Annotated in this window: 44 protein-coding genes; 42 read left to right on the top strand and 2 right to left on the bottom strand. The window is 48.1% G+C overall.

Going from position 1 to position 24,046, the window contains the following annotated elements; translation table 11 throughout:
• The 10 genes from Q0241_RS16665 to Q0241_RS16620 all read left to right on the top strand — a co-directional run.
• The coding region (locus tag Q0241_RS16665; RefSeq protein WP_299379528.1) for a tail fiber domain-containing protein at positions 1-2,426 on the top strand (2,426 nt) is incomplete at its 5' end.
• Complete coding sequence (locus tag Q0241_RS16660) at positions 2,426-2,905, top strand: hypothetical protein (protein WP_299198332.1); 480 nt, start codon at positions 2,426-2,428, stop codon at positions 2,903-2,905. The genes Q0241_RS16665 and Q0241_RS16660, both read left to right, overlap by 1 nt.
• A 12-nt stretch (positions 2,906-2,917) precedes the next feature.
• Positions 2,918-3,391 (top strand): hypothetical protein, encoded by a 474-nt coding sequence (locus Q0241_RS16655; protein WP_299198330.1) that lies wholly within the window; start codon positions 2,918-2,920, stop codon positions 3,389-3,391.
• A gap of 13 nt (positions 3,392-3,404) precedes the next feature.
• On the top strand, positions 3,405-3,692 hold the full coding sequence (locus Q0241_RS16650) for a DUF6447 family protein (RefSeq protein WP_299198328.1): 288 nt from the start codon (positions 3,405-3,407) through the stop codon (positions 3,690-3,692).
• Between the two features lie 169 nt (positions 3,693-3,861).
• A complete protein-coding gene (locus Q0241_RS16645; RefSeq protein ID WP_299198326.1) occupies positions 3,862-4,080 on the top strand; it encodes a hypothetical protein in 219 nt (72 codons plus the stop codon).
• Complete coding sequence (locus tag Q0241_RS16640; RefSeq protein WP_299198323.1) at positions 4,080-4,256, top strand: hypothetical protein; 177 nt, start codon at positions 4,080-4,082, stop codon at positions 4,254-4,256. Before Q0241_RS16645 ends, Q0241_RS16640 begins: the two co-directional genes overlap by 1 nt.
• Positions 4,257-4,258: 2 nt before the next feature.
• Positions 4,259-4,846 carry a hypothetical protein gene (locus tag Q0241_RS16635; RefSeq protein ID WP_299198321.1) on the top strand — a complete coding sequence of 196 codons (588 nt, stop codon included), beginning with the start codon at positions 4,259-4,261 and terminating at the stop codon, positions 4,844-4,846.
• Positions 4,847-4,856: 10 nt separating this feature from the next.
• Positions 4,857-5,411: a hypothetical protein gene (locus tag Q0241_RS16630; RefSeq protein ID WP_299198319.1), complete on the top strand. Its 555-nt coding sequence runs from the start codon at positions 4,857-4,859 to the stop codon at positions 5,409-5,411.
• A 116-nt stretch (positions 5,412-5,527) separates the two neighbouring features.
• Complete coding sequence (locus Q0241_RS16625; protein ID WP_299198318.1) at positions 5,528-5,902, top strand: hypothetical protein; 375 nt, start codon at positions 5,528-5,530, stop codon at positions 5,900-5,902.
• 18 nt (positions 5,903-5,920) lie between these two features.
• Positions 5,921-6,157: a hypothetical protein gene (locus Q0241_RS16620; protein ID WP_299198317.1), complete on the top strand. Its 237-nt coding sequence runs from the start codon at positions 5,921-5,923 to the stop codon at positions 6,155-6,157.
• 393 nt (positions 6,158-6,550) lie between these two features.
• On the opposite strand, the gene Q0241_RS16615 is transcribed toward Q0241_RS16620, so the two are convergent.
• Positions 6,551-6,808, bottom strand: coding sequence for a hypothetical protein (locus Q0241_RS16615; RefSeq protein ID WP_299379521.1), 258 nt, complete (start codon positions 6,806-6,808; stop codon positions 6,551-6,553).
• 87 nt (positions 6,809-6,895) lie between these two features.
• Between Q0241_RS16615 and Q0241_RS16610 the strand changes: the two genes are divergently transcribed.
• The gene (locus Q0241_RS16610; RefSeq protein WP_299198315.1) at positions 6,896-7,318 is read left to right on the top strand and encodes a hypothetical protein; all 423 of its coding nucleotides are present in this window, start codon (positions 6,896-6,898) and stop codon (positions 7,316-7,318) included.
• A gap of 201 nt (positions 7,319-7,519) precedes the next feature.
• Positions 7,520-7,756, top strand: coding sequence for a hypothetical protein (locus Q0241_RS16605; RefSeq protein ID WP_299379518.1), 237 nt, complete (start codon positions 7,520-7,522; stop codon positions 7,754-7,756).
• Positions 7,757-7,763: 7 nt separating this feature from the next.
• On the opposite strand, the gene Q0241_RS16600 is transcribed toward Q0241_RS16605, so the two are convergent.
• Positions 7,764-7,904, bottom strand: a complete 141-nt coding sequence (locus Q0241_RS16600) for a hypothetical protein (RefSeq protein ID WP_299198313.1) — start codon at positions 7,902-7,904, stop codon at positions 7,764-7,766.
• A 238-nt stretch (positions 7,905-8,142) separates the two neighbouring features.
• Here Q0241_RS16600 and Q0241_RS16595 point away from each other — a divergent pair, with 238 nt between their 5' ends.
• From Q0241_RS16595 to Q0241_RS16450, 30 genes are all read left to right on the top strand, one after another.
• Positions 8,143-8,346: a hypothetical protein gene (locus Q0241_RS16595; protein ID WP_299198311.1), complete on the top strand. Its 204-nt coding sequence runs from the start codon at positions 8,143-8,145 to the stop codon at positions 8,344-8,346.
• A gap of 338 nt (positions 8,347-8,684) precedes the next feature.
• Positions 8,685-8,954, top strand: a complete 270-nt coding sequence (locus tag Q0241_RS16590; protein ID WP_299379515.1) for a hypothetical protein — start codon at positions 8,685-8,687, stop codon at positions 8,952-8,954.
• A gap of 4 nt (positions 8,955-8,958) precedes the next feature.
• Complete coding sequence (locus Q0241_RS16585; protein ID WP_299198306.1) at positions 8,959-9,297, top strand: hypothetical protein; 339 nt, start codon at positions 8,959-8,961, stop codon at positions 9,295-9,297.
• A gap of 215 nt (positions 9,298-9,512) precedes the next feature.
• Positions 9,513-9,872: a hypothetical protein gene (locus Q0241_RS16580; protein WP_299198304.1), complete on the top strand. Its 360-nt coding sequence runs from the start codon at positions 9,513-9,515 to the stop codon at positions 9,870-9,872.
• Positions 9,873-10,026: 154 nt separating this feature from the next.
• Positions 10,027-10,362, top strand: a complete 336-nt coding sequence (locus Q0241_RS16575; RefSeq protein WP_299379511.1) for a hypothetical protein — start codon at positions 10,027-10,029, stop codon at positions 10,360-10,362.
• 50 nt (positions 10,363-10,412) lie between these two features.
• Positions 10,413-11,057 (top strand): hypothetical protein, encoded by a 645-nt coding sequence (locus tag Q0241_RS16570; RefSeq protein WP_299198300.1) that lies wholly within the window; start codon positions 10,413-10,415, stop codon positions 11,055-11,057.
• An 89-nt stretch (positions 11,058-11,146) separates the two neighbouring features.
• Positions 11,147-11,350, top strand: coding sequence for a hypothetical protein (locus Q0241_RS16565; RefSeq protein ID WP_299198298.1), 204 nt, complete (start codon positions 11,147-11,149; stop codon positions 11,348-11,350).
• Between the two features lie 114 nt (positions 11,351-11,464).
• On the top strand, positions 11,465-12,433 hold the full coding sequence (locus tag Q0241_RS16560) for a hypothetical protein (RefSeq protein WP_299379507.1): 969 nt from the start codon (positions 11,465-11,467) through the stop codon (positions 12,431-12,433).
• Between the two features lie 15 nt (positions 12,434-12,448).
• A complete protein-coding gene (locus tag Q0241_RS16555; RefSeq protein WP_299198293.1) occupies positions 12,449-13,087 on the top strand; it encodes a hypothetical protein in 639 nt (212 codons plus the stop codon).
• A 22-nt stretch (positions 13,088-13,109) separates the two neighbouring features.
• On the top strand, positions 13,110-13,289 hold the full coding sequence (locus Q0241_RS16550) for a hypothetical protein (protein ID WP_299198291.1): 180 nt from the start codon (positions 13,110-13,112) through the stop codon (positions 13,287-13,289).
• A 2-nt stretch (positions 13,290-13,291) separates the two neighbouring features.
• Positions 13,292-13,732, top strand: a complete 441-nt coding sequence (locus Q0241_RS16545; protein ID WP_299198290.1) for a hypothetical protein — start codon at positions 13,292-13,294, stop codon at positions 13,730-13,732.
• Positions 13,733-13,912: 180 nt separating this feature from the next.
• Complete coding sequence (locus Q0241_RS16540) at positions 13,913-14,131, top strand: hypothetical protein (protein ID WP_299198288.1); 219 nt, start codon at positions 13,913-13,915, stop codon at positions 14,129-14,131.
• Positions 14,121-14,468, top strand: a complete 348-nt coding sequence (locus Q0241_RS16535; RefSeq protein WP_299198286.1) for a hypothetical protein — start codon at positions 14,121-14,123, stop codon at positions 14,466-14,468. The genes Q0241_RS16540 and Q0241_RS16535 overlap by 11 nt, the downstream gene beginning before the upstream one ends.
• A 3-nt stretch (positions 14,469-14,471) precedes the next feature.
• Positions 14,472-14,687, top strand: coding sequence for a hypothetical protein (locus Q0241_RS16530; RefSeq protein ID WP_299198284.1), 216 nt, complete (start codon positions 14,472-14,474; stop codon positions 14,685-14,687).
• Entirely contained in the window at positions 14,684-15,178 is a 495-nt protein-coding gene (locus Q0241_RS16525) for a hypothetical protein (RefSeq protein WP_299198282.1), read from the top strand. The genes Q0241_RS16530 and Q0241_RS16525 overlap by 4 nt, the downstream gene beginning before the upstream one ends.
• Positions 15,175-15,519: a hypothetical protein gene (locus tag Q0241_RS16520; protein WP_299198279.1), complete on the top strand. Its 345-nt coding sequence runs from the start codon at positions 15,175-15,177 to the stop codon at positions 15,517-15,519. The genes Q0241_RS16525 and Q0241_RS16520 overlap by 4 nt, the downstream gene beginning before the upstream one ends.
• Positions 15,516-16,031: a hypothetical protein gene (locus tag Q0241_RS16515; protein WP_299198277.1), complete on the top strand. Its 516-nt coding sequence runs from the start codon at positions 15,516-15,518 to the stop codon at positions 16,029-16,031. The genes Q0241_RS16520 and Q0241_RS16515 overlap by 4 nt, the downstream gene beginning before the upstream one ends.
• Positions 16,028-17,284 carry a DNA-directed RNA polymerase gene (locus Q0241_RS16510; RefSeq protein ID WP_299379499.1) on the top strand — a complete coding sequence of 419 codons (1,257 nt, stop codon included), beginning with the start codon at positions 16,028-16,030 and terminating at the stop codon, positions 17,282-17,284. The genes Q0241_RS16515 and Q0241_RS16510 overlap by 4 nt, the downstream gene beginning before the upstream one ends.
• A 42-nt stretch (positions 17,285-17,326) precedes the next feature.
• Positions 17,327-17,845, top strand: a complete 519-nt coding sequence (locus tag Q0241_RS16505; RefSeq protein WP_299198273.1) for an NUMOD1 domain-containing DNA-binding protein — start codon at positions 17,327-17,329, stop codon at positions 17,843-17,845.
• Between the two features lie 13 nt (positions 17,846-17,858).
• On the top strand, positions 17,859-18,047 hold the full coding sequence (locus Q0241_RS16500; protein WP_299198271.1) for a hypothetical protein: 189 nt from the start codon (positions 17,859-17,861) through the stop codon (positions 18,045-18,047).
• The gene (locus Q0241_RS16495) at positions 18,040-18,291 is read left to right on the top strand and encodes a hypothetical protein (protein WP_299198269.1); all 252 of its coding nucleotides are present in this window, start codon (positions 18,040-18,042) and stop codon (positions 18,289-18,291) included. Before Q0241_RS16500 ends, Q0241_RS16495 begins: the two co-directional genes overlap by 8 nt.
• A gap of 364 nt (positions 18,292-18,655) precedes the next feature.
• Positions 18,656-18,949, top strand: coding sequence for a hypothetical protein (locus Q0241_RS16490; protein WP_299198266.1), 294 nt, complete (start codon positions 18,656-18,658; stop codon positions 18,947-18,949).
• 380 nt (positions 18,950-19,329) lie between these two features.
• A complete protein-coding gene (locus Q0241_RS16485; RefSeq protein ID WP_299379495.1) occupies positions 19,330-19,572 on the top strand; it encodes a hypothetical protein in 243 nt (80 codons plus the stop codon).
• Entirely contained in the window at positions 19,535-19,885 is a 351-nt protein-coding gene (locus Q0241_RS16480) for a hypothetical protein (RefSeq protein WP_299198262.1), read from the top strand. The genes Q0241_RS16485 and Q0241_RS16480 overlap by 38 nt, the downstream gene beginning before the upstream one ends.
• A gap of 116 nt (positions 19,886-20,001) precedes the next feature.
• Positions 20,002-20,127, top strand: coding sequence for a hypothetical protein (locus tag Q0241_RS16475; RefSeq protein WP_299379492.1), 126 nt, complete (start codon positions 20,002-20,004; stop codon positions 20,125-20,127).
• 11 nt (positions 20,128-20,138) lie between these two features.
• On the top strand, positions 20,139-21,032 hold the full coding sequence (locus tag Q0241_RS16470) for a hypothetical protein (RefSeq protein ID WP_299198260.1): 894 nt from the start codon (positions 20,139-20,141) through the stop codon (positions 21,030-21,032).
• Between the two features lie 11 nt (positions 21,033-21,043).
• Positions 21,044-21,430, top strand: coding sequence for a hypothetical protein (locus tag Q0241_RS16465; RefSeq protein WP_299198258.1), 387 nt, complete (start codon positions 21,044-21,046; stop codon positions 21,428-21,430).
• A 20-nt stretch (positions 21,431-21,450) separates the two neighbouring features.
• Entirely contained in the window at positions 21,451-22,494 is a 1,044-nt protein-coding gene (locus tag Q0241_RS16460; protein WP_299198256.1) for a hypothetical protein, read from the top strand.
• Between the two features lie 7 nt (positions 22,495-22,501).
• Positions 22,502-23,695: a VWA-like domain-containing protein gene (locus Q0241_RS16455; protein WP_299198254.1), complete on the top strand. Its 1,194-nt coding sequence runs from the start codon at positions 22,502-22,504 to the stop codon at positions 23,693-23,695.
• A partial coding sequence (locus tag Q0241_RS16450) for an AAA family ATPase (RefSeq protein WP_299379488.1) occupies positions 23,695-24,046 on the top strand: 352 nt, incomplete at its 3' end. The genes Q0241_RS16455 and Q0241_RS16450, both read left to right, overlap by 1 nt.

The raw sequence follows: 24,046 nt of genomic DNA, 5'->3' as shown, positions 1-24,046 counted from the left end.
TGACGAACGCTTTGGCCGGCAAAGCAGATATCGCCTCAACCCTGGCCGGATATGGAATTACCAATGCGTACACCCAAACAGAGACAAACACCCAAATCAACTCTGCCATATCCGCTCTCAATCTTGGAACAGCTGCCCAGTCCGATCCCGGGGATTTTGCTGCTGCTAGCCATAACCATACTCTTTCTGATGTTTTGGGCTTTGGTGCTGCTGGTGGTTACATCCGCTCTAACGGTTCTGGGTGGGCTCGGGTTTCAGGAATCGCCTGGGGCGATCTTACTAGTATACCTACTACCGTCCAAAACATTGATACTGAGCTAGCCAACAAAGCGAACTGGGACACTGCCTTTGGATGGGGCGACCATGCTTCAGGTGGATACCTGGCTGCATCGTCTTATACGGCCGCGGACGTTCTGACTAAACTGCTCACCGTCGACGGCGCCGGTACGGGCCTTCATGCAGATCTTTTGGATGGCTATGAAGGATCCTACTACCTGGATTATAATAATCTGATTAACAAACCTACTGGTGGCGGAACCGGCGATGCTGTCCTTGCGGATGATGAGACGATCACAGGTGATTGGGTATTTAGCTCATCGCTAAAAGTAGCTGATTCTAACGCAGCTTATTATCCTTCGGGTACTTGGAAACAAATTATCAGCCAACAACAAGACAGTGCAGGAAATCACGGCCTGTCTGTCATGACTCGATGGGGTGGCTCAGACAGCATCATTTTTGAGGCTGCTTCCGGATGGACAGGCGGGGCTGCTCAATACTCAAGAGTGTTCAATATCGACGGCCTTGGTGTTGCTCGCTTGTTTGATAAATCTACAGATATTGAGCGTATCAAACTTACTCCCTCTGGTTATAACCCAGGGGCCGGTATTGCTGCAATTGAAACATCTGGCTCCTGGGGTGGCGGCATTCGAATGGTCGATGGTGCTGGGTCTTGGATGACTTGGATGAGTGCGTCAGGCACTGTTTTGAATATCGGCCTACCACAGGCTTCAGGGACCAATAACTTCTCGACCGCTATGACAATTAACAGCGTCGGTCAGATTTTTTGGGGAACTGGTGTTGGTCGAATGGATACAAATGGTACCATCGTAGCTCAAGATGTCTATGCAGATCGAGGCGACAATACCGGTGTTATATATTTTGGATCTGATGCAAGTAAGTACCTTTATTACAGCGGAACTGATTATATGCTGAATGGCGCAAATCTTTCAGTAAATGGAACATATGCTCTTCTGCAAAATGGGACACAAACTTTTGGCCCCGCCGGCGGTGGCGTAAAAACATTCCATACCACTGATGGGGAAACAATCATTGGTGGTGGCTCCGCTATCAGTTCTTTGCAAGTTATGCAGAATACTGCTGGTACAGACGCAGCAATAACGTTCCATGTATCTGGAGATTATGCTGCTCAATTTGGATTATGTGGAGACATCAACGACTTTGCTGTCGGAGGGTGGTCTATGGGTGCTAATAGGTATCGTATTTGGCACGAGGGTAATCTTCCGACAGATACTGCTGCCACGGCTAATACAGTTATGCTTCGAGATGGCAACGGAGACACAACTGCTCGGTATGGTTTTGCAACGTATTTCAACATGACCCACTCCGAGGCCGGCCGGTACAGTGACACAGTCTTTTACTCGTCGTATGATAATTTCGTTCGTAAGAACGATGCAGCGGGTATGCGGTCTTCTTTAGCAGTACCTGGTTTGGCTGGTGACAATACCTTTACGGGCAATCAGGTCATAAAGAACACATCACCAACACTGTTCTTCCAAGACATTGATCATGACAGTGCGATGATCCACGTCAACTCCAGTGTTTTCTATGTTTTACGGGGAACTGGAAGCACAACTGGCTGGACATCTCACTCAAATGGTCGTTGGCCTATGCAACTTGGGCTTAGTGCCACAAACCCATATGCATCTTTTGCTGGGAATATTTATACTGTTGGTCAGTATTACGGGGGTACTGGCACCGCGACAGCTCCTGCGTTCTCATTCTTAGATGACACTAATACAGGCGTTTACCAAAACGGAGCTGACCACCTGAACTTTGCAACGGGTGGTACCCAACGTGGTTACTGGAATAGTACATCCTTGTATGTAAATGATCTTCGTCAAATGTCTGACCGAAGGGCGAAGAAGAAAATCAAAGATAGCCCGTACGGTTTAAAAGAGCTTCTTCAGCTTCGTCCTCGGAAATATATTGTGAAGGCTAACGGCACGATTGAGATTGGTTTCATCGCCCAAGAGGTTGAGGAAATCATGCCCGAATTTGTAGATGATGGAAAAGGCAGCAAATCATCAAAAGGGATGAAGTCCTTAAAATATGCCAAAATGGTTGCTGTTATGACCAAGGCTATCCAAGAACTAGAAGCTCGTGTTCGTGAACTGGAAGCTGCATAATGGCTGTCGGTGCATTACCTTATTTATCAGAGATCCAGACTGAATTTGGAATGTCAGCTGGTAATTCGTTTTTCCAGCTGTACCGTGGTGGACCTTATGTGCCGGATATTACTGCAAATGCTGCAGTCGGTACAACGCCCGCTACGACATATCTCAGCCAATTTCCTAATACCCAAGATCAAGATCCAAATTTACTCCTTAACTGGGCAGATCTAACTTATAATGGTGATTTTGACGAAGAGACCATCATTGGATCCTGTACACTTAGCTGGACGGTGTTTACAAATTCTGGGTCGCCAGTTGTTTTCCCAAGCCGCAACGGAAGCAATATTTCTTCAGGCACTGCAGTATCCGCTGGAGATGTAATTAGGTTTAGCGGAAATGGGTTCGCCGGATCTTACAATGCTGATGTATCTGTGTTTTCCAATGGTATCTTTATTGATTCATTCAACGTGACCGGCTCGAGCGGCGGCCTTTAGAAAGGAATTATTATGAATATCCCCATTGAACTGGACCCCGTGTGGGCAATCCTTGTCGTAGCGGTCATAACCGCACTCGGAAACAAATGGAGTGGTTGGGAGGATGGCGATCGGTATAGCGGCTCTTTTCTCATTGGATTTTTCAGTTGGTGTTTCCTTGGTCTCCCCGGAATATCGCTTGGTGTTGCAATGCTTGGCTGGCGTCTCGTCGGTTGGCAAAAATCACTCGACATGGGTCGGAACGAAAACTCGTTCATAAGGGACTTTGTCGTAATGGGTATGATCTCAGCTGTACCGGCAATTATTATTGGTCTTGCAACCCAGTCCTGGTTGGCGGCGTCTCTAATGCTGACCATGCCGATCTGCTATACAATCGCGATGTGGGCTCTTCCCTGGAAACCTCAATACAGACACATTACAGTGGCTGAGCTCTTGGCAGGTTTGACATTTGGCGCTACCGGTGCTGCGATAATACTTTTAACCTAAGAAGGAACTCCCAATGTCGACTATTAATATTGATGACAAGGACTATGCCATCGAATCGCTTCCTGATGAAGCGAAAGGCATTCTCGGCCTTATGCAGGCAAACGCGCAGAAGCAGAACGAAGCTCAGGTTGCTCTTGGTTTGGCTCAGGCCGCCCAAGAAACATTAAGCGCCAAACTAAAGCTTGCGATCAAGTCGGTTAAGCCGATCCCAACGCCCCGGGTGAAAACTAGCGAAGCTGGGGGCAACCGCACTACGCGTCGTGCCACGGCTAGCAAGCGGAAGACGGCGAAGGCGAAGTGAATCTGGACTCGGAGTGTCGGATTTAGTTCTCATACTGGATCCCCTTTGACTTCAACATATCAGAGGACCAGGGCGTTTGTCTTGGTCCTTTTTTGTAACACTACTCTATCTTGTATTACATAATTGATGTAAGTGACAATGCCACGGGCAGATGCTAAGAGGTTCGACCATGGGCGACGGTGATGTAGCAATTCCACTGAGTTGGTTTTTGGGCGTTATCGCCACCCTTGGAGGAACCATTGGTGTTATGGCCAGAGAATTCTTTAAGGTTCAGAACACACGTGTCGAAGAAGCTCGTGGTGATACTGAGAAAGTCGTAACTGCTTTAAACGACAATACATCTGCACTAAATGACCTTACGGGTGCCCTCACTAATGGGGGGCCCTAATGTTCTGGAAAAAGCTCGCACAAAAACGAACCAAAAAAACCCTGTTGCCCCAAGAAGAGCAGGATCGTAAAGACAAGGCGCTTGAGGATAATCAAGAAGCAGCCGATCGTCTGAAACGAGCACTGGAAAAATTTGGCCCTTTGAAAGGGGCTTCTGATCTTCTTGGAGATACCTAATTATGAAGTACCTAAATTTTGGAGTTTGGTTCCTCTTCGTAGTGACTGTTTTAGTTATTACCGGCGGGAGTATTCATGCCTTGTTTGATAACATCGCCCCTGCTTTTAACATTTCAGGGAACAGGGCAACTGCCGGCGGATACAGCATGGAAGTGCTCGTTTCATTCATCACATTTATAATGGTGCTTTGGCGGGTAATTTGGGCCGTAGAGGTTACTCACAGTTTATCGTCTGCAGCTAAACTATTACGAACCAGAACTGCTATTCTTTCAATGGGCATCTCTGGCCTAGTAGGTATGGTATGTGTGAATCGTTTTTTCTGGTGGACAAAGCACATGTTCACATCTCAAGCTTATAATTATAGCGAATACTCCGGCGCTGCTAATTCCGTAATCGTGTCTATCTTAATGTGTATAGTGGTCTACGCCTTGCACGCGGATCCAGAAGTAGAGGGATCTATTGAAAACGATTTGCCTGTCGGAAAAAGACAAAATTTGTTCCCAAAAGGAACAATCATTGCAGGCTCTATTTGGTTAGCTGGTGTAATTTCCTTTCTTGCCGGCTCCATGTTATATAGCCCGCGTTTCTAAGGAGAGAACGATGGAATTTTTCATTACCCTGCAAGATGGGTTTGGCGATGGTGTCCTGGCTGAACCAGCTGCGATCATTGAAATGGCTCACGAATGGGCGCCCCAAAAGACAGATATCTTTGTCCAGGCTGTTGCCCGCGAAGATGGAGAGAACTCTCTCTTTGTTGAAGGCGGCTACCAGTGGCACGAACAAGTTCGGTTCTTTGTGAATGTCCAAGACAGCCCAGGCGAACAACCATCTTATGACGAGTCGATTACTTTCCAAGCAGGCGTTGAGCTCGATATGAAAGTTGTAACCCTCACCGCTGACGCGTCGCCTGACGCCTTCGGCGCCGGCAAGCGCGTCCGGTTCGGGCTCAAAAATGATTACCAATTTACGCCGCGGGTTTCTGTGAGTTCGCATGTCAAATATCGCTACCAGGCGAAAAAAGACAATTGGGAGCCTCAGTTAGATCTCCAAGTGAACTACAAGCTCAACCCAAATGCGAGCGTCTTCGTCAAACATACCGAACATGATTTCTTTGACGACGCGACAGTTCTCGGATACAAACTCCGAGCGTTCTAATACCGGAACGTGTCACAATCTGTGGCTTCAAGCAGTGAACCGGGGGATCGGCCCTCACAAAACCGGGACTCCCGGGGATCTGCTGCCACAACCCAAAACTACATGGATCTCCCACCATGGCACAACATATTCACGCCCTTACTGCGTCAGAGGCTCAGGTCGCGATCGATCATCTCGATCTGTTGATTCAATCCCTGATTCAGAAAAGAACACATCTCGAAGAGATCAAAGCCGAAGCTTCGAAAGAAGCTGTTGAGCGTGAAGAGCCAAAAGTATTTTTCTCATATCAAGGCCGCAGAACGAGCGAGAGACTTCTCGATCACTGCAAGCAAATGAGGACGGGGAGCATCCGCCGAATCGATCGATTTATTCAAGTGGATCCTATCTGGGCTGTTCGGGTCCGGGTTAATTCCGCTAATCCAGAAGATAACTATCGTTTTACAGATTCGGAAGATTCAGCTAAAGGCGTCCTATCGCTTCATAGTCTCTAGTAACCAAAGGAGGCGGCTATGCATACTAAACCAGAAATCGCCTGCGAATTTAGAGTTCGTACGGTTCATGAGTATTCAGCTCACCCAACATCTTACGAGGTGTTGCTTTATCGCAAAGGCGATCGAGGCTGGATACGGCTGACTTTTGAAGATGGTTCACGGGCGCTGTTCACATCGCCACCCAAGAACGAGGCTGAGGCCCGTCGGGTGATGAAAGAATGGGAAATCCGTAATCATGTCGAGCAAGCAGCATAAAGTAGAAAACCTGCACGAGCAGCCATGGTATGACTACGATGAGTGTATGCGCGCTGTTCAGCGCGTAGACAACTCGTGGAAGTTTCTTGCCGGCACCATCTTCTCGGTTTTCATCAATTCACCAAACGTCGAGGAGTCGCCTCATCAATTCTTCGCTCTCAAGCTATGCGAGGGAGGTGAGGTGGCTGATCGATATCGTATGTGTCTCTATCCGGGACCTCTCATAGCTCAACGAGTTTTGCGCGGGCTGGAAGAACCACCAAAGAAAAAGCCCAGGAGCCAAGACTCACAATTGGCCAGAGGGTTCGGAGGATTTCAAGTATGATGACCCAAGTAAGTACATTTACCTATGACGAGGCTGTTAAAGCATCGGACGCCGCGGAACGAGGATACTCAACTCTTAAATTCCAATACAGCCGGCCCGGTCGAATAGAGAAGTTTCTCCGCAAAAGGCTCAATAAGAGATTCGACCAGAACCTCGCATATCGCCCCGGGGACATTCACCAGTTTACAGTGAAGGCTCGGCGATACCGAATCTTTTGTCTGGTTCTTCCATACGACGATAACAAGATGCCAGCATTTATAGAGATCTCTCGAGACGCGAAGCATCGACAATTCAGATTTTTCGATAATCTCGATGAAGCCCTTCATGCACGAGCCATGAGGGATCTTCCCCAACATGAACCCAAAGACCTGGGACATTTAAAACACAAAGCACTCTAAGAGAGGAGTAAGGCGATGACCCCAAGATATACCGCCAACACCAATTTCAGATCTCACGTCCCAAAGAACGGTTTCACCCGTTTTCTGGCGGAACCAGGATTCAACGAAGACTGGATCCTCAAATATGCTCGCGGCCGAATCAAAGGCCACAAATCCAGATGGATGCTTGAAGAGGGCGATCTCATCAAAATCAATTGCCGAATCACCCGGTCTATGGATGTAAAGTTTTATGGCATCATAACTGTAGTAGCCGATAAGCTAAAACCCACCACTTGGATCATGCGCTTCTACAACACCAAAGAAGAGGCGGTTGCTCAGCGAATTCTCCGGGACATTCAGCCAAAAGAGCCTTTCACATATGTGATGAAGCTCAACCTGGCTGATTTCCGAACTTCAGCAAGCCCACACCTGGCTACCAACTCACTCTTGAAAGGATAATCCAATGGGACCCGATATCGTTGAGGTACTATGTTTTCTACACGGCGAAACCGACAAGGCTTTCTATGTCTCGGACACTGGAGAGCGCCAACAAGCAGTATGGGTACCTACGTCCCAGCTGGAAGGCTACGAATACAAAAGCGGATCGAAGATCGAGCTCTCTATGCCCGAGTGGCTCGCCTTAGAGAAAGGGTTTATCTGATGAGAAACCCGTACGCCCGCGGCGAAATGATTTCCGTTAATAGTGGGTCATTAGCTGACTATTTCAGAAATGGTGGCGCACCAGAGCGTATTTTCGACGATTACGAGAAACAGAATCCAGTACGCACTGCAGATGTCCATCCAGACAAATGCGAGTGCCTACGGTGTGTCATCGACCTCGCCCGCGCGCATGTAGCATATATGGAGAAAGATCATGTCCTTCCGGAAAGCGATTGATAAGCTCTTAATCAAGCACTTCGGCGATAACTGGGAATGCCGCCTGAAAGGCTGCAACGTCCGGAACCAGCCACACTATACAGGCATCCACTCTGTCCTGCGTATGGGCTGCCATAAAGTCGACTGTAAGCGATGTGGACAGGTCCATGAGTTTGACCCTTCATAAATGATTATTACGACCCATTAGGGCGATAATCACGATATTTTTTCAAAAGCAAATAGGCATAGTGAAGTGCCGTGGCAGTACCTTACACATCGAGGAGGTACTTCTTCGAAGCACCCCCCCGGTACACGTATATACACTTAGGGGGCAAAGCCCCCTTGATGAGGTGCCGACCACTACCCAACCAACCATCGGCGCCCGCAGGGCCAAGGACCCTAATACCATGAGCAACATCATCATCGCAGCCGGTCTCACCGCAGGCGGAATCGCACTTGGAATGCGTGAGGACGTTCGCAAGTCAGTCAAGAAAGCAGCCGGAGTAACATCCGATGCAGTCAAGGCAGGCAAGCAGCGCTTCACCCAGACCGAGGCTTCTCTCGTCGAAACTGAGACCGTGACAACGCTCCCTCGCCAAGCGTCAAGCTAGGCCGCTCGTGGACCCTCTCCCTTCGGGGAGAGGGATTCCCACTCTCGAAGATTGTTTGCTTATCTTTATGGGAAACCAAGATAGTATGGTTGGGTTCATGCGTACACGGAGATGGTCTGGTTAAGGGGTACTACCTACCTCTACACTCTCCTCCCATACATCCATCAACCATACCCTAACCACTATCCATACGATAATCGAACATATACCTAAAACGTATAGTTCTTATCATTCCACCCATTCATCTCATACATTTGTGCATATACCCTTAGGATTGATTTTAAAGCCCTCTGAGAGGCTTTGAACTTATTCCGAGTAAATTCCTACAGATGTACACTATGCGGCCGCAAAGCGGCCTTGTTGAGCGCTTGTGCTCTATTCAACCACGAAAGACCAATCCCATGATTGACCCAAACACTGGCCTTGAAGGCTACTACGTTACTGATGGCCACGATTGTGAGTTCATCCCTTATCCAACTCTAACCTACTACATTGACCCAGATACGGGTCGCCAAGTCATTCGCGGAGCAGACATGGAAGAAGCCCGCTTCGACCGTATCTGTCTCACTTATGATCTGATTCCTCAAACCTCAGTTATGAAAGTTTAAACCCATGTCTCAACATTCTCGTCGCGACTATGATCTGTGTAACCCGATCATTATTCCTCCAACTCAATTCCATGCACGCCCTGCAAGGCTCATCAAAACCACTTACTCCTGTAATGGTGCTGATGCTCTTGTCGGCATGGACCTGGCTAAAGACATCCAACTCTGGATCGCTACTGCCAACTTCATAGACTTCCCTCCAAGTGATGGATGCGTCTGGATCGACAATGAAGGTAAGAACGAAGGCTTACTCGATCATCTCGTTCGAGCTCAAGTCATTGAGTTCAACAATCGCTTTATCGGAACCAACAAAGGTTATGCCTTTGAGTGTAAAGTGATGATCTAAATACAAGTCCCTCGGTAAGTCAGCTTTAAGCCATGCGCCGCACAGGGATTCAGCACTCCTAGGTATGAGAATAAACTACCTAATAAGTCAACTGCGCGCTCACTCGAGTAGCGCATCATGGGGGAGGTCAGAGCTGATGGGAGTGGTTACCCATCATTAAGGCTCTGGCCTCTTTATGCCCATTATCAACTAATCTCAATTAAAGGACCATTATTATGGATACCATCATCACAGCTGCTGGTCTGGCAGCATTCACCGTAGCAGGCTTCATGTTCCTGCTTACCAAGCTCATCGGCTGGAAAGGTGTTGCTAAGCACAAAGCCAAAGTCGACATTGGCTGCTCATTCGCAGCGTTCTTCCTATTCGCAGGTACCTCTACTCTGGGGATCTTCGTTGCCGTCATGTCAGGCTTCATCGCCTCAGTGGCTACGTCGATCATCGGCAAAGTCGTTAATCCCGAATCCAAGCCGCTCACTCCTCAAGAGAGAGCTGCTCAACTCCGTTCCAACCTTGACCGCATACGCACTGCGCCTCAAGGATGGAAAGCCGAGGCGAATCCCTCAACTCGGCATTAGTCCAGTCATCCCCTTTGACTGGGCATCCTCCCTTACCTTGACCCTCGAGCCCTGTGCTCGGGGGTTTCTTTTTAGGGATACACTCGCGGGCAAAGCCCGCTTCCCGGCGTTTCCATAGTGGAAGCGTCTTAACCAACAATCCAGGAGATTGAATATGACCCTTGCAAATGTCGCTATCCGTTCAGGTGTGGGCTTTGTCGTCGGTTCAGCTATCGGTCGGGTCTTCCGTCCTGTCACAACCACTGTGAAGACAGCTGGAACCATGATCACCAATGCCAACAAGTCGATTGTTCGCAGCGCCGAGACCCAAGAGCTGGTCTCTGAAACCAAAGACGTAGTCCGTCGAATGAACCTCCAGACAGAGCAGCGCCAAGCGCTGATCGACTTTGGTAACAACTCGATTGAGTTGAACTCCAAGTTCAACGATTTCGACAATGATACCCAAGCCACCTTGAATGCATGGGAGCAGAAGCTCCCTGATGTCATTTGAGTTTTTTGGTGAGCCGGCACTGCCGGCTTGCTGATAGCACGGAGTAGCTCATGGCAGACTTTAAAACGCAGATGATGAAATTCGCTGCACAGCGAGTTCTTTCGGAAGCCGTTCGAATTGCTGCTCGAAATGTCGAGACTACAGCCAAGAACAAAGTCCGTGATGGCAAACTCCGTAAAATCGTTAAATCCACCACTAAATCTCAGAATAAGGAAATTGAGACAATGGCACGTACTGAAACAACACGCTTCTCTGAACCAACAACGCGAGCTCAGGCCGCAAGTTCAGGGAATGACAAGAAGCCCAAAGAGCCAATCGACTTTTGGGTAAACACCATGCTCGTCGACTCCGACGGTGCTGAGCCAATCCGGATCCTGACCGGACGGCCGCTGAAAGCATTCAACGCTAATCGCGATGTGACAACCTCCAATGAGGATTTCAACCGCGTCAACGCAATCAACAATGCGTTCGTTGAAATGTTGAATGCTGATGCCAATACCCTCGAGCTTGGCGAAAGCAAGTTCTACTCACCGCAGGGAACTCCTGTCGACAAAGAGTCGGGCGAGCTCAAGCTCAAGAAGGGCATTTACCTTCAACTCCACCGTGAGGAAACCGATCACGCCGCCGCAGCTGCGGAAGCCCAGGACATTGTCGCGTCCGAGAGCGATCGCTTGCGGAAACTGTTCGGCAACTAAGCTGAACTCTAAGCCCCGAGGCAACCGCCGCTCCCACCCTTTGGGTGGGGCGGCGGATTGCCGACTGAAGATAGTTTAAGGAATGAACCATGTCAGAAGTAACAATCAGTGTACCAGTCACTGCTTTTAGCGATAATGAAGTTGCCTGCATCATTGCAGACAAACTTTGGACTGAGGATCATATTGAAAACCTCGCAACCGAACTCATGGATGAGACATTCAACGAGGGAAACGAAGATAATTTGTTAGCTCTCGCTAAGATTATAGTCGGACGTCTTTCCGATTTGACTTAGATTTAACTCATCTAAAACCTAAAAAGGGCCAAAAGAGCCCTTTTTCGCAAATCACCCCTAAAACCTAAAAATGCTGGTCTTTATCCTATAAAGATCCAGTAAGAGGATAATACCATGTCGCAAGGACTATTCTCTTCACCTACCCAGGGTACAAAACCTGAGTTCGTGACCAGACAAAATGTAGCTTACCAAGCCCTCGATCAGTCTCGTCTCGACGACGCTCCATTCCATGAAGCAGAGACAGAACTCGAGAAACTCTTCGACAAAAATCAACTCAAGCCACGGCTCAGAGATTGGTTCGGATCTCCCGAATTCATCGACTTCGTAAAGAGCAAAGGGATGTCAGAATCTGTCACCCCCAAGTTCTGCATCGAGCTTTGTGCCACCATGGCTATGATGAAACGTGCTACACCAGATGCGCTCATTGGGATCCTCTATAAAGAGTTCCTCACTGACGCTGGCAAGCACGTTGCCATGCAAGAATGTGCCCACGCTCTGGAAGAGTGTGTCGATGCTGATCTGGTCGATTATTCCATGAACCAGCAGATGTTCATTATCAGATTGGACATTGATCACATCACTCGCCAGGAGCTCGATCGATATCAATATCCTCTACCAATGGTGGTTCAGCCCAAAGTGCTGAGATCCAACACTCAAAATGGATATGTTTCACGTGAAACAGGCCGAGGTCTCGTTGTCTTGAAAGCTGGCCGGCAGGCTCCGCTCTACGAGCAGGCTGACGTCTGTCTTGACCACTTGAACCGTATGAACTCCATCCCTCTGACACTCAACACGCAGACGGCAGAGCTCATCGACAACGAGTGGAAGCATATCGATCGACGCAAGCCAGGTGAAACACCAGCCCAATTTGAGCTGCGCCGGAAAGCCTTTGAAAAGTATGATCAGTCCTCCAAGGATGTCATGCACGCTCTAATGGGGATCCGGGACAGATTCTGGCTTACCCACAAATATGATCGCCGCGGCAGAACCTACTGCCAAGGATACCACGTCAATTATCAAGGCACGTCTTGGAACAAGGCGTGTATTGAGTTTTACCAAAAAGAGCATATAAGGGGCACTTAAATCAAGGAGGCTACGATGCCAAAACCCGATAATGTGCCTGTTGGGACCAAGTTCAATATGCTCACCGTAATTGCGGAAACAGATCGCATCGGCTCTAAACGCACGTTTAGATGTCGGTGTGATTGTGGAACTATCAAAGACATCCAATACAACGCGCTGAAGCACAATAAGACCACGTCTTGCGGGTGCTACAACAAATCAAAAGATGTGACCCACGGCTTGTCCAGAACACACATATTCAATGTCTGGCAGAATATGATGGGTCGCTGTTATCGGTCCAATAGACCAGATTATTCCTATTACGGGGGCCGTGGCATTAAAGTCTGCGAGGATTGGAAAGATCCACTCAAATTCAAAACATGGGCTGATGCCAACGGATATTCTGACCAGCTCACTTTAGAGCGGAAGGGCACAGATAGTAATTATGAACCCAAAAATTGCATTTGGGTTGATCGATGCCATCAAGCAGCTAATCGCCGCAAACGTCGGACTGGCGCCAATAAATATATTGGAGTCAGTCGAGCAAATAAAAAATGGCAAGCGAACATCTGCGTCAAAGGCGTCAGAACACACTTAGGGGTCTTCGACACACCTGAGGAGGCTCGAGATGCTCGTGCTGCTTACATCAAACAACATAAATTACCACACCGGTAATTCGCTAATAAGGAGTTAATCCATGAATAGAACGAACCCTGAAAGCGTAGTTAATCGTTTTATAGAATGGACAGAGGAGCACCCTTATGGTGCTCGAGATTTCATTAAAGCATTCGCCAAGCAATTGGTCGAAAGGGATTATGGAACCTCGGAAGAGCTCCGTAATCAAATCCTTGAATACCTTGACCCAATGGAGGACTAATCATGCAAATTGAACATCCATCGAAAACTCTCACCGAAGCTCTCGGTGCAGCTCTGTACCAGGATCTTTCACCGATCCGCTATCAACGCTGGACGCCCGACATGAAGAAAGCAGGCATTCCTCTTGATGATCCAGAAGCCGTTGAAATGGCAGAGCGTCGACCTCGATACGATGATATTGAAGTTCGTATGTTCCCAGAACTCTGGAGTAGCACAGCTCTCGGATATGGTGGAATGGGCGGCGCCGCAATGACGCCGGCATACACCGTTGCAGTCCGCTGCCATAAGAACCAGGAAGCTTGTCTATACTGGGGAGGCGGCCGCCTTGGATGGAAATTCGATCTAAGCGACTCTCACCAGATGGATATATATAACCTGATGATCACTGATCAGGATTCATCCCACATCAAGGCACTCCGTAGGAAGCAAGCCCGTGGCGAGTGATGGCCGTAAGGTCATTCGAGCCAAGGAAGGATTCGATTACAAAGGATATCGCCCGTTCGGGGCGATGTTCGAAGCAGAAGACAGACGTAAGCTTCATGACTTAGCCTTGGAGATGAACACCTCCATGGCTGAGGCTCTACGCTTCTGTATCCGGTTCACTCACAAAGGGACAATTAACTCATGAGATACGTCTATGAGAATAATAAAAGCCGAATCTGCGTATCAGCAGAAAAAGCTTTTCCGGAGCTCCTAGTCAAGGTTCGAGACCTTCGCCCTGGAGCTGAAAATCAACAGTCTGGTAATCAAATTATCTACCTAACCAAAGATGAAGCGACCAAAGTTGGTAATGCTATTCTTGGTATGGCCGAACAAATGAAGGAAAACACTAATGGCCAATAACACCAGAGAAACCATTGCGCGGGTAATAGCGGAAAGTATTGGTCCACCTTTCGACAAAGTGCACCGGGATAAGCAACATTGGCTTAAAGAGCGCGGGATGTTCGATGGTGAACATCGGGATGTGAACGGCCCTTTTCAGGATCACTACATGGACGCCGCAGACGCTATCCTCGCCGCCCTAGAGCCTGCGCCAGTGGGTGGGGACGTGCGGGAACGTGTGGAACTGAAGAACAAGATCGTTTCTGCAATCCTGTCCTATCCGCCTGACACCATGTCGAAGGCGGAGTTTATGGCGGATGAGATACTCACCGCCCTATCCGCCAAAACAGCGAGGTGAGTGATGAGAACTATTCAGAAAGGTAAAGCCTATTCGCGGATCCAGCTCTCCCCTGAAGAAATCAAAGTCATCTACTATGCCCTTATGACGCAGATCGGCCATACTCTGACTGCTCGTCAACGGACATCTGTGGATGTAACTCAGGAAGCTCTCGGCAAACAGCTCGAGATTGAGCTCGATCTATTAACTGAATTTGGAAAATTAGGAGAAATTCAATGATTTCAAAGCCATGGGAGAATGAACCAGATGACGTAATCTGGCTTCATGACGCTTCCGGGTATGCGTGTCAGATCCTTCGACACCCAACCCAAAAGTATCTTTGCGGCTATGTCACTCTGCCCGAAGATCACCCGTTTCACGGTATCGATTATAGTGATGACATTATAATCCCAGAGGCAATTTATAAAGAAATTGCTCTCGAAGATGATTGGCCACCCACAAAACCTAAATTCATCTGGCACAAAACGCCTACACCATTGGTGACGGTATCGCCGGAAAGACTGTTGAATGCCCATGGCGGCATAACCTTTAGCCAAGAGGTCAAAGGACAACATGTCTATGGATTTGACTGCGGACACTCCGGGGATCTTTCACCGGTTAGTCTTCAATTCGCTGTCCATGGTTACGTCTATCGAGACTGGGATTACGTGACTGCAGAGACTGAGCGCCTGGCGCAGCAGCTCTATGAGATCGCCAGCTATAAGACATGAAGATCTACCATGGATCCATGCCCAATATGTTCAGCTTCCTGCAAGACAAGGATAAGCACTCCAATGTCTGGCAAGTGTCTGTATGTGGGAAACCGGCCAAAGATGGCCTGTATTTTGCTGTCGAAGCTTTCACTATTCGACCGCATAACAGACGTAAATACCCAATTCTCAAACGAGATAAACTCGAAGAAATCTTCGAAGAAGCCCAGTTCGCCCTCTACTATAGAGATCTGATGTATCGTGACTTCATACCCTGTGAACGGGTAAACTTGGAAAACGCTATTGAGCGTATTCCTCTTCTTCTCAAGTCAAACATCCAACGTTTTAAGGTACACATATGACATTATGGCACAAAACGGCTGAGTATAAACTCATCACTGATCATTATCGTGGTGAGTATGCTGACCGCTCCGGCCGACACAAAATGGAGCATATTAGGGAAGGCTGTCGTCTTCTTGTCGGATGGCAACGTCCTGACATAGAGCATCAAGCTTTCTGCCTTCATCCTTTAGTAGAGACCAAAGGGTTCACCTATGAAAGAAAGCATTCGTATATCTTGGCAGCTGAGATGATGAAATTTGCTACGGCATACCTATGCCGTCCTGAAACCGATGATATTACCTATCGGGGATCCAGGACATATCTCTTTAAACATCTTGGACCAATGTCTGAAGCTTGCGCTTGGTTGCTGCTTGCAGACAAAGTCCAAAATCGATCAGATTTCATGAAATATCATGCATTCACCCATGCTCGGGCTGACATGCTTATCCGGTATTTTGATCTCTGGATTCAAACTCTTCACACTTATTATCTGCCGAAAGAGCAGTTCAACGGAAAGGCACGCCGTACATGACATTCACATTCACAGAATACTCCGCTCTTGATTATCTCAAAATCGATATCGCTTCTAACTATGGAGACCATAATGGTCAGGATCTTGAAAAACTCAACTTCGATGACCGCATTGCGTGGTTTAATGCCCGAGAATCTGAAGGCAGACTTGTTGAACTCATTAATTCAGCAGATGAACCAGCCCTTTATTTTGGGGGACTTCAGGCATACCGAGATACTCTTGATGGGAACCCTACGGGTTATGCGATTGCACTGGACGCCTGCTCATCGGGCCTACAGATACTGGCAATACTTGCAAACTGTGAAAAATCTGCCCGCCGTTGTGGAATGATCAACACAGGTAAGCGTGAAGACGCTTATACGTCCCTCTTTGGGGATATGCAAAACCAGGCAGACTTCAATCTCTCTGCCGGCCGGCCAGATCTCAAACAAGCCATTATGACTTCATTATACGGTTCTGTGGCTATGCCGCGGCAGCTGTTCGGTGAAGGATCAGATGCTTTGAAGCTCTTCTACTATATCATGGAGACTGAGATCCCGGGTGCATGGTCATTGAACCTTGCACTCAAGGGTCTGTGGCAATCTTGGGCTACCGAACATGAGTGGGTGGTTCCGGATGGCTTTGAAGTCTCAATGGCTGTCGAAGAAAACATGATCAACGAAATCCAACTCTTTGGGGAACCAGTGGAAGTGTTCACAAAGCAAGCCAAAGGCACACCTAAGGGCCTGTCACTCTCTCCGAATATCGTTCACTCGATCGATGGGATGATCGTCAGAGAGATGGTGCGTCGGTGCTATCACAATCCTAAGCGCATTCGTGAAGTCGAAAACGCTTGCAACATTGCGATCAAACGACGTGAGCGTCGTAAGTCTGCTTCAGGCCATGGTCGGAAGAAAGACAAAGAATTGAGAGCTCTTTGGGAACGGTATCTGACTTCTGGCTTTCTCTCTGCTCGGGTCCTCGACCTGATTGACGAGAAAAACGTCAACATCGTCTCAGCTCACGCTGTGATGGATATGATCCAGACACTTCCAGTGGATCCTTTCCCTGTTTTGGCGATCCATGATTGCTTCCGGGTTCATCCGAATTACGGAAACGATCTACGTCGGCAGTACAATCGCATTATGCGGGATCTCTGCGCATCAAACATTCTTGGCGACATTGCTACTCAGATCACTGGGCGTCGCCAAGAACTCAAGAAAATCGGCAATATCGCTGATTCAATCCTTAATGCGGATTACGCTTTATCCTGATTATGGGCTAGACTTAAAAAATAAGTCAGCTATGTAGTTAGTATGAAAAAGAATTCTGCAGAGTGGATTTTCAAATACCACCATTCCACCCCTGAGCGCTTCGCAAGAACGCTTTATCGTCATCAAAAATCAAATGCCAAGAAGAGAGGGCAAAGCCCACCTCAATACACTCGAGATGAGTTTGTTGACTGGATAACCCAAGACGCTCTTTTTCAGCGCCTTTACACCCATTGGCTAAACAATGGACGGTTGAAGGATGACATCCCGGGGGTGGATAGAATTGACAATAACAAAACCTATTCGTTTTCAAACATTCAGGTCATGACCTATCGGGATAACCGGATAAAGTACGTTGAAGAGGTAAAGCGCAATGCGCCAAACCAAAATCAAGCGATGCATCCGGTTATTCAAATGGATCTTGATGGCAATGACATCAAGGAATTCCACTCAATCCGTGCAGCTGCACGAGAAGTATGTGGCACTGCCTGCAGTGCTTCCAACATCCAACGCGCTATTAAAAAGAGACGCACTGCTGGCGGCAGTCGTTGGCGCTACAAATAGCTAGGAGTTAAACATGAATGAAAAACTTAGTGAATTCGAGAAGTGGTGCTATACCGCTGAAGATCCAAACACCAAACTGCCCCTTCTGACCCATTTTTATTATCGGGTATGCGGAAAAGACGCTGAACGGTTTACTGAAGGCGTAGATCTGCTCGAAGCAGCTTTTGCTGCTGGTAGACGTGTGGGGCAAACCGATGGGTGAAGGTATTGGATGGTTGATCCTTCTGATTTTAGCATATGCCTTCTTCTGGTGGGCCGGTGAACAATCTGAAAAGGATCAAATGAAAATCGCGGATCTTACCGCGAAACTCTGTGTTGCTACTGAGGATGCAGACTTTTTCATATGCCATGCGAAATGCTCTGAGCTAAACGCACCTCAGGTACGTCGCTGTCTCGACACTTATGCGGAGCTTCTTGCTAATGCTGGATCCAACCCAACCAAATAGAAGCTTTCTCTTGTGGGGATTACTGGGACAGGGCCGTGATGGCCCTGTTTTCGTATCCTTCATGGGACAGCTTTGCTCATTCAAAACCCGACAGGAAGCCAGAGATTTTAATCACCTGGCATTCCAGGACAAACACAAAGTCGTCAAAATGCGACTCACTCTGGAAAGGGAAAAGTGATGGCAAAAAACCCGACATTCATGACGTGCACTTGTTGCGGGGAGCCAATGGAAAAGAAATACCAGCAATGGTGGAACCAGGACAGGGGGCATTCTTTATGTGCGCTCTGCGCCATATGGATCAAACACCGTGAGAATAAATCTGACGGAGATATCATTCGCATCTACGGAGAGGAAGGAATTCACCGTGAACGTGTGTCTGAAAATGAAAACTCGTCCGCAGGCGACTGAAGAAGATTTCCGGAACTGCGGTTATACAGCTGCAGCTATTAATTACCCTCTGAATGAAGCTGCAGTGCGTGCTCTGGCGCACATCAACGGACTTTCTTTTGAGCAGTACATCAACATCAGCCCTGCCATATGGTATTCTCCTAACTTCTATTGCCAGAAAAAGACAATGGAGAGGGGAGTGGCCCACGCCGAAGGTCGACTCCATAAAAATGAGGAGGGTCGCTGGGTTGTCACGATTAAAAGCACATGACGCAATGGTTCGACGTAAGTGCAAAAGGAAACGTACGTTTCTTACTGAGGAAACTGCCGAGATGGCTATTCGCCATAACGCAACGGGGTTGAGTACCTATAACTGTAACATCTGCGGTAACTGGCATCTGACCTCGAATAATAAGAAAGCCAGGAACGTCAAACAAAAACGAAAACACAATCCCAAGAGGATCAAAGTTCAATGATACATGAAATAGCAGCAGTACTGATTGTCGTCTGTTTTGTGGGGGTGATCATCAGATTTATGATGTTCATTCACAAGAATTTACGGCCTTAGGCAAGGCCCGGCGAAGCCGGAGCCTTGCCTAATGGCCAGGACAAAGATAGTATCTCCACTCATTCAGAAACGGAGATCTCCCAATGTCCGAACCACGGTTCTATTACATCAACGAAGAAGCCAAAGAGATTAAGCATTTCGGCGAACAGCTGAATAGCGAACTCGAGGGCTTTGTTTTTGCGGGTATGAGTGAGCTGCCAATCAAAGGCGCCGCGGGATACTACGCAAAAAACCAACCAGGCTACCGTCTTATTGACGGCGATGCCGTAACTGAAGAGACCCAAGACAATGTCCAAGACAGCGGAGCTGACGTTTCAGCACATTGAGAATTCAGTTGTCATCCTGAATAAGGGTGGCATTCAATCCCAACATGAAGCTTACCTGCGACGAGGTGAGGTATTTGCGAAGATGGGGTCCGGCTTTGTCGGACTCCGTCGACACGGCACCTCCAAGGCAGGCGTAAACGTGGTCGACTGGGATCTCGGCGGGCAAGAGACGTTCGTCTATAGCCCTACAGGGCGCGTGGTCATTGAAGACCACCCAGATGCTGGTGAAGAAGACGCATCGACGAAAATCAGCACTGCTCTACCAGAACCAACAGAAGAAGTGACCACCAAAAAGCGCACTCGCAAAAAGTGATGTGGCTTCTTGAAGTAGTCCAGTTCTGGGCCTCTCTCGGCATCTTCATAATGGTCGTAGATTGGGCTCGAGGTTGGCCTAACGCGCTGTCTAATCGACATACGTTAGAAGAGATAATGGATAGGTTTCGTAAAGAAGATCCTGATTCAGATCCTCGGTATGCAATCGCTCTCTCTTTCGTTGCGGTCCATATTATTACCGGACCCTTTGCTATCTTTATTGATGGCGTTCACAAAGATTAAGGAACTCTCAAATGGCACACCAATTTCTTAAGCTCGAGCGTTTTGCTGAACTTCTCATGATCGAAATGTTAAGCCCGTCTGAATGGCCGAAAAACATTCGAAACATCATAGAATACAACCAAGCCCTCGGCGAAGACTGCCATGAGTATTTCTTCATGCGTGGGGTTGAAGGTTATCTGTCTAATCGCAGTGATCACCCATTCTATCACGGCCATGGGTGGGCTCAGTCTGCTTGGATGGAAGGTCGCAATTTTGCGAATTATTACTTCAAAAACATCCAAAACATCCTCTGGCATCAATACCAATCTAATGCCTGGATTTCTGCGTTCATGACCTGCGATTATATGATTGTTCAGAACGACGGTCTTTATGAAGAAGATCCAGAATCCTGGTACGCTAAAGTGTTCGGCGTGTACGCTCGACTGGTAGCGAACGCCAAATATCGCAATGCTGGGGTCGGGTGTTTTCTCTATGATCGAATGGTTCCGCCAAAAGATCGAGCGCATCTGCGCATTCCCTACCAGAAACAATTCAAACTCACACAAGGAAATTCCAAAATGGCACAACTCTATAAAGACGTTGCAACTGGCGCTATCGGCACCTGGATCGGCGAAGACGCAGAAGGTGTCGTCCTCAAGACTGATGACGGCTTCAAAGTCTTCAAGGAAGTCCGGAAGGTCATGCCCTACACTGTTCGTGTGAAATTCACTGGCGGCGCCTCTTCTCACATCAAACTCGAGAAGGGTAAGTATCTCGTCGGCGATGTTCTTCTGACCTATGTGTCTAACAAAGGCCCTCAAATGATGTCGATTCGAGAACTCGATACCGAAAAAGAAGACGCGTGTGACGCGCCTCAGGTCATCAAGTTCATCCACAAGATGACACGTCCTAAAGCGAAGAAGTAAGGGTACTGGCCATGAGAGCGAAAGCTTTAGATATTTGCCCTTGCTGTGGCCAGACCGTCGCTAAAAACCCCGCTCAACGTAAGCAGAAACACATTGATGCGATCGAGCAGCTATACGATGTGACTTTTGAAGAGATGTCTTCTCGAACAAAGATCCATCGTATCAGCCTCGCTCGCAATCATTACTGGTTCTTGCTTGTTGTAGAAGAGCGATGGAGCTTGACCCGTGCCGGCGCATCAACCGGTCACGGAGCGCAGCCTGCTCTGCAAGGCACTCGCCGAATTGCCAATCAATTACTCGGCACTCACATGAAAATGTCTTTAGATGATATCCGCATCGCTTATTGGAAAAACCTTGGTTTCTCCGATGAACAAATTGAGGAAAAAGTCTACGGATAAGGACCAAGAAAGATCTCCCAATGACTGCAATGGAAAACTTTATCGGACACACTCAGCTCCAGGAGGAGTATGAGGTTTGTATCAGCAAAGGACTGGTGCCCTATGTCCGCTCGTCGCCAGGTATCGGTAAGTCTGATTCCGCGAAAAAATTTGCTGCAAAGCATAATCTCGAACTGATCGATATTCGTTTGAGCCAGTGTACCCCAGAAGATTTGCAAGGCTATCCCATGCGGGAAGGTGATAAGGCTGTATTCACGCCGTTCAACATCTTCCCTCTGGAAGGGGAGCCATTGCCGAAAGGTAAGAACGGCTGGCTTTTGCTCCTCGATGAGCTGAGCTCCGCCAATAAAGCCGTTCAAGCCGCGGCGTATAAAATCATTCTTGATCGTCAGGTTGGCTCATTCAACCTGCATCCAAATTGCGGAATGATCGCTTGCGGTAACCTGATTACGGATAAGGCGGTGGTCCACAAGATGTCGACCGCTTTGCAGTCGCGGCTTGTTCATTACCAGCTTCAGATCACTGTTGATGAGTGGACTGAGTGGGCTCTTGAACACAATATCGATCATCGGATCTCCGCCTTTGTTAATTTCGACAATAACATGCTGATGAACTTCAACCCCGACCACGAAGACCATACGTTTGCTTGTCCACGGACTTGGGAATTCCTCAATCGAACCATGAATAATATCACTGTCGATCGTTCGGCTCACCAGCCGCGAATCTGCGGCACCATTGGTTCCGGCGCCGGAATGGAGTTTATCTCATTCTGCGAGGTCTATAATGATCTTCCCAAGTGGGATCACATTATTGATCCAAAAATCAACGAAGCGTTGACTCCGCCTCCAGAGCCTACAGCTAAGTTCGCTGTAATATCCTGGATCGGTGCGGAAGTCGAAAAGAAAGACGTTGAAAACGTGCTGCCTTACATTCAAAAGTTTGGCGGCGAATTCCAAATGCTCTTCTGCCGGCACATTCTTCGACGTCTGCCTAATATGGACCGCGAAAGCGAAGAATTCCGCAAATTCTCTATGAAGATCATCTCCAAAGCCAACCGCTTATAGGTGATTCATGACCCAACCTACATTCAATCCTGAGGACTATGTCTCCGACGAACCAGTAACTGAAGATGATATGATTGAACTCAATCGTATGCTGGATGCTGTAAAAGTTCGGCTCTTCCAAAAGAAATGGAATGGTTTCCTGGGTCCTCTTGTAGCCTCGATCTCTTTCAAATGGGATCGTTCAATTCCAACAGCCGCCACAAATGGCGTGTTCATGGTCTGGAACCCCGAATTCTTTAAATCCCTGGATCGCGACAGCAAAGTCACTGTGCTTGCGCACGAAGCTTGGCATATCGCTTTCCAGCACATGGGACGTCGAGAAAAACGAAATCCTTATATCTGGAATGTCGCTGCAGACTATGTGATCAACAATATGCTCAAGTCTGGCGGCTATTATATGGATGGGTTCCCTTATCTGATGGATTCCCAGTTCGATGGCTGGACCACTGATCAAGTCTACGACTGGCTGATGGACAACAAGGTAGAGGTCGTCAATCCTCAGGATGGTGACTTCTTCGAGGCCGGAGATGGTCCTGAATCGATGCAGGGAGATATGACCCCTGACCAGATCGCCAAAAAAGCATTTGGCAATGTCCACAATGCGTCGACCGCCTCTAAGATGTCCAAAAACCACGGTGATATGCCAGGTGAAGTGAAGCAGATGATTGAGGATTTCCTCAAGCCGAAGCTTCCTTGGCAAGAAATCCTAGTCAATTTCTTTGAAGCCCTCTCCTCCGTAGAATATTCTTATAGCCGACCGAACCGCCGATATAGCGATCCAATGCTACCGGGTCGTGTCGGGCGGTCTGGTTTGGAGCTGATCCACTATTACCTGGATGTTTCTGGTTCCATCTCAGATGCAGAAATCAAACGCTTCAACTCGGAAGTGAAATACATCAAAGATACCTATAATCCGGAGAAGCTTGTGCTAATCACTTTTGATACTAAGCTTCAGGATTTCTACGAGTTCGGAGAAGACGATGAGTTCGAGAAGATTGTTGTCACCGGCCGTGGTGGAACCAATCTGAATGAAGTTTGGGCTCATGCTAAAGAGCACATGCCCAATGCCATCGTTGTCTTCACTGACTTGTATGTGGGGATCCCACAAGAACCGCCAGGTCCTCCTCTTATTTGGGTGGTCTCAGGTAATCCAAATTCTGAAGTGCCATACGGCACTCTCATCAATATCGAGGAAGACTGATGTCTACACCGACTCCCCAACTCAATGCTGACCAACAAAAAGCGGCAGATACCCTTGCCACTTACATCATTGGTCCAGACAAGGAATTCTTCCTGACTGGTTCCCCTGGCGTTGGTAAAACCTATCTGACCCGTGAACTGGTCAGCCTCCTGCCGTCAACAATCAATGCGTACAATCAATCCATGTCGCTTCAGCGAACACCCATGGAATTGATGCTGACAGCTACTACCAACAAAGCTGCTGCAGTTTTGGGTGAGCAAACTGGCCGGCAAGCTAAGACAATCCACTCATTCCTGGGTGTGGTCCCTATGACGGATTATTCGACCGGTCAGACTTACCTGAAGCGAACCA

The sequence above is a fragment of the uncultured Kiloniella sp. genome (assembly GCF_937128705.1).
Taxonomy (GTDB): domain Bacteria; phylum Pseudomonadota; class Alphaproteobacteria; order Kiloniellales; family Kiloniellaceae; genus Kiloniella.
Note: the sequence above shows the minus strand (reverse complement) of the source record. Positions and strands in the feature narration are given on the sequence as shown.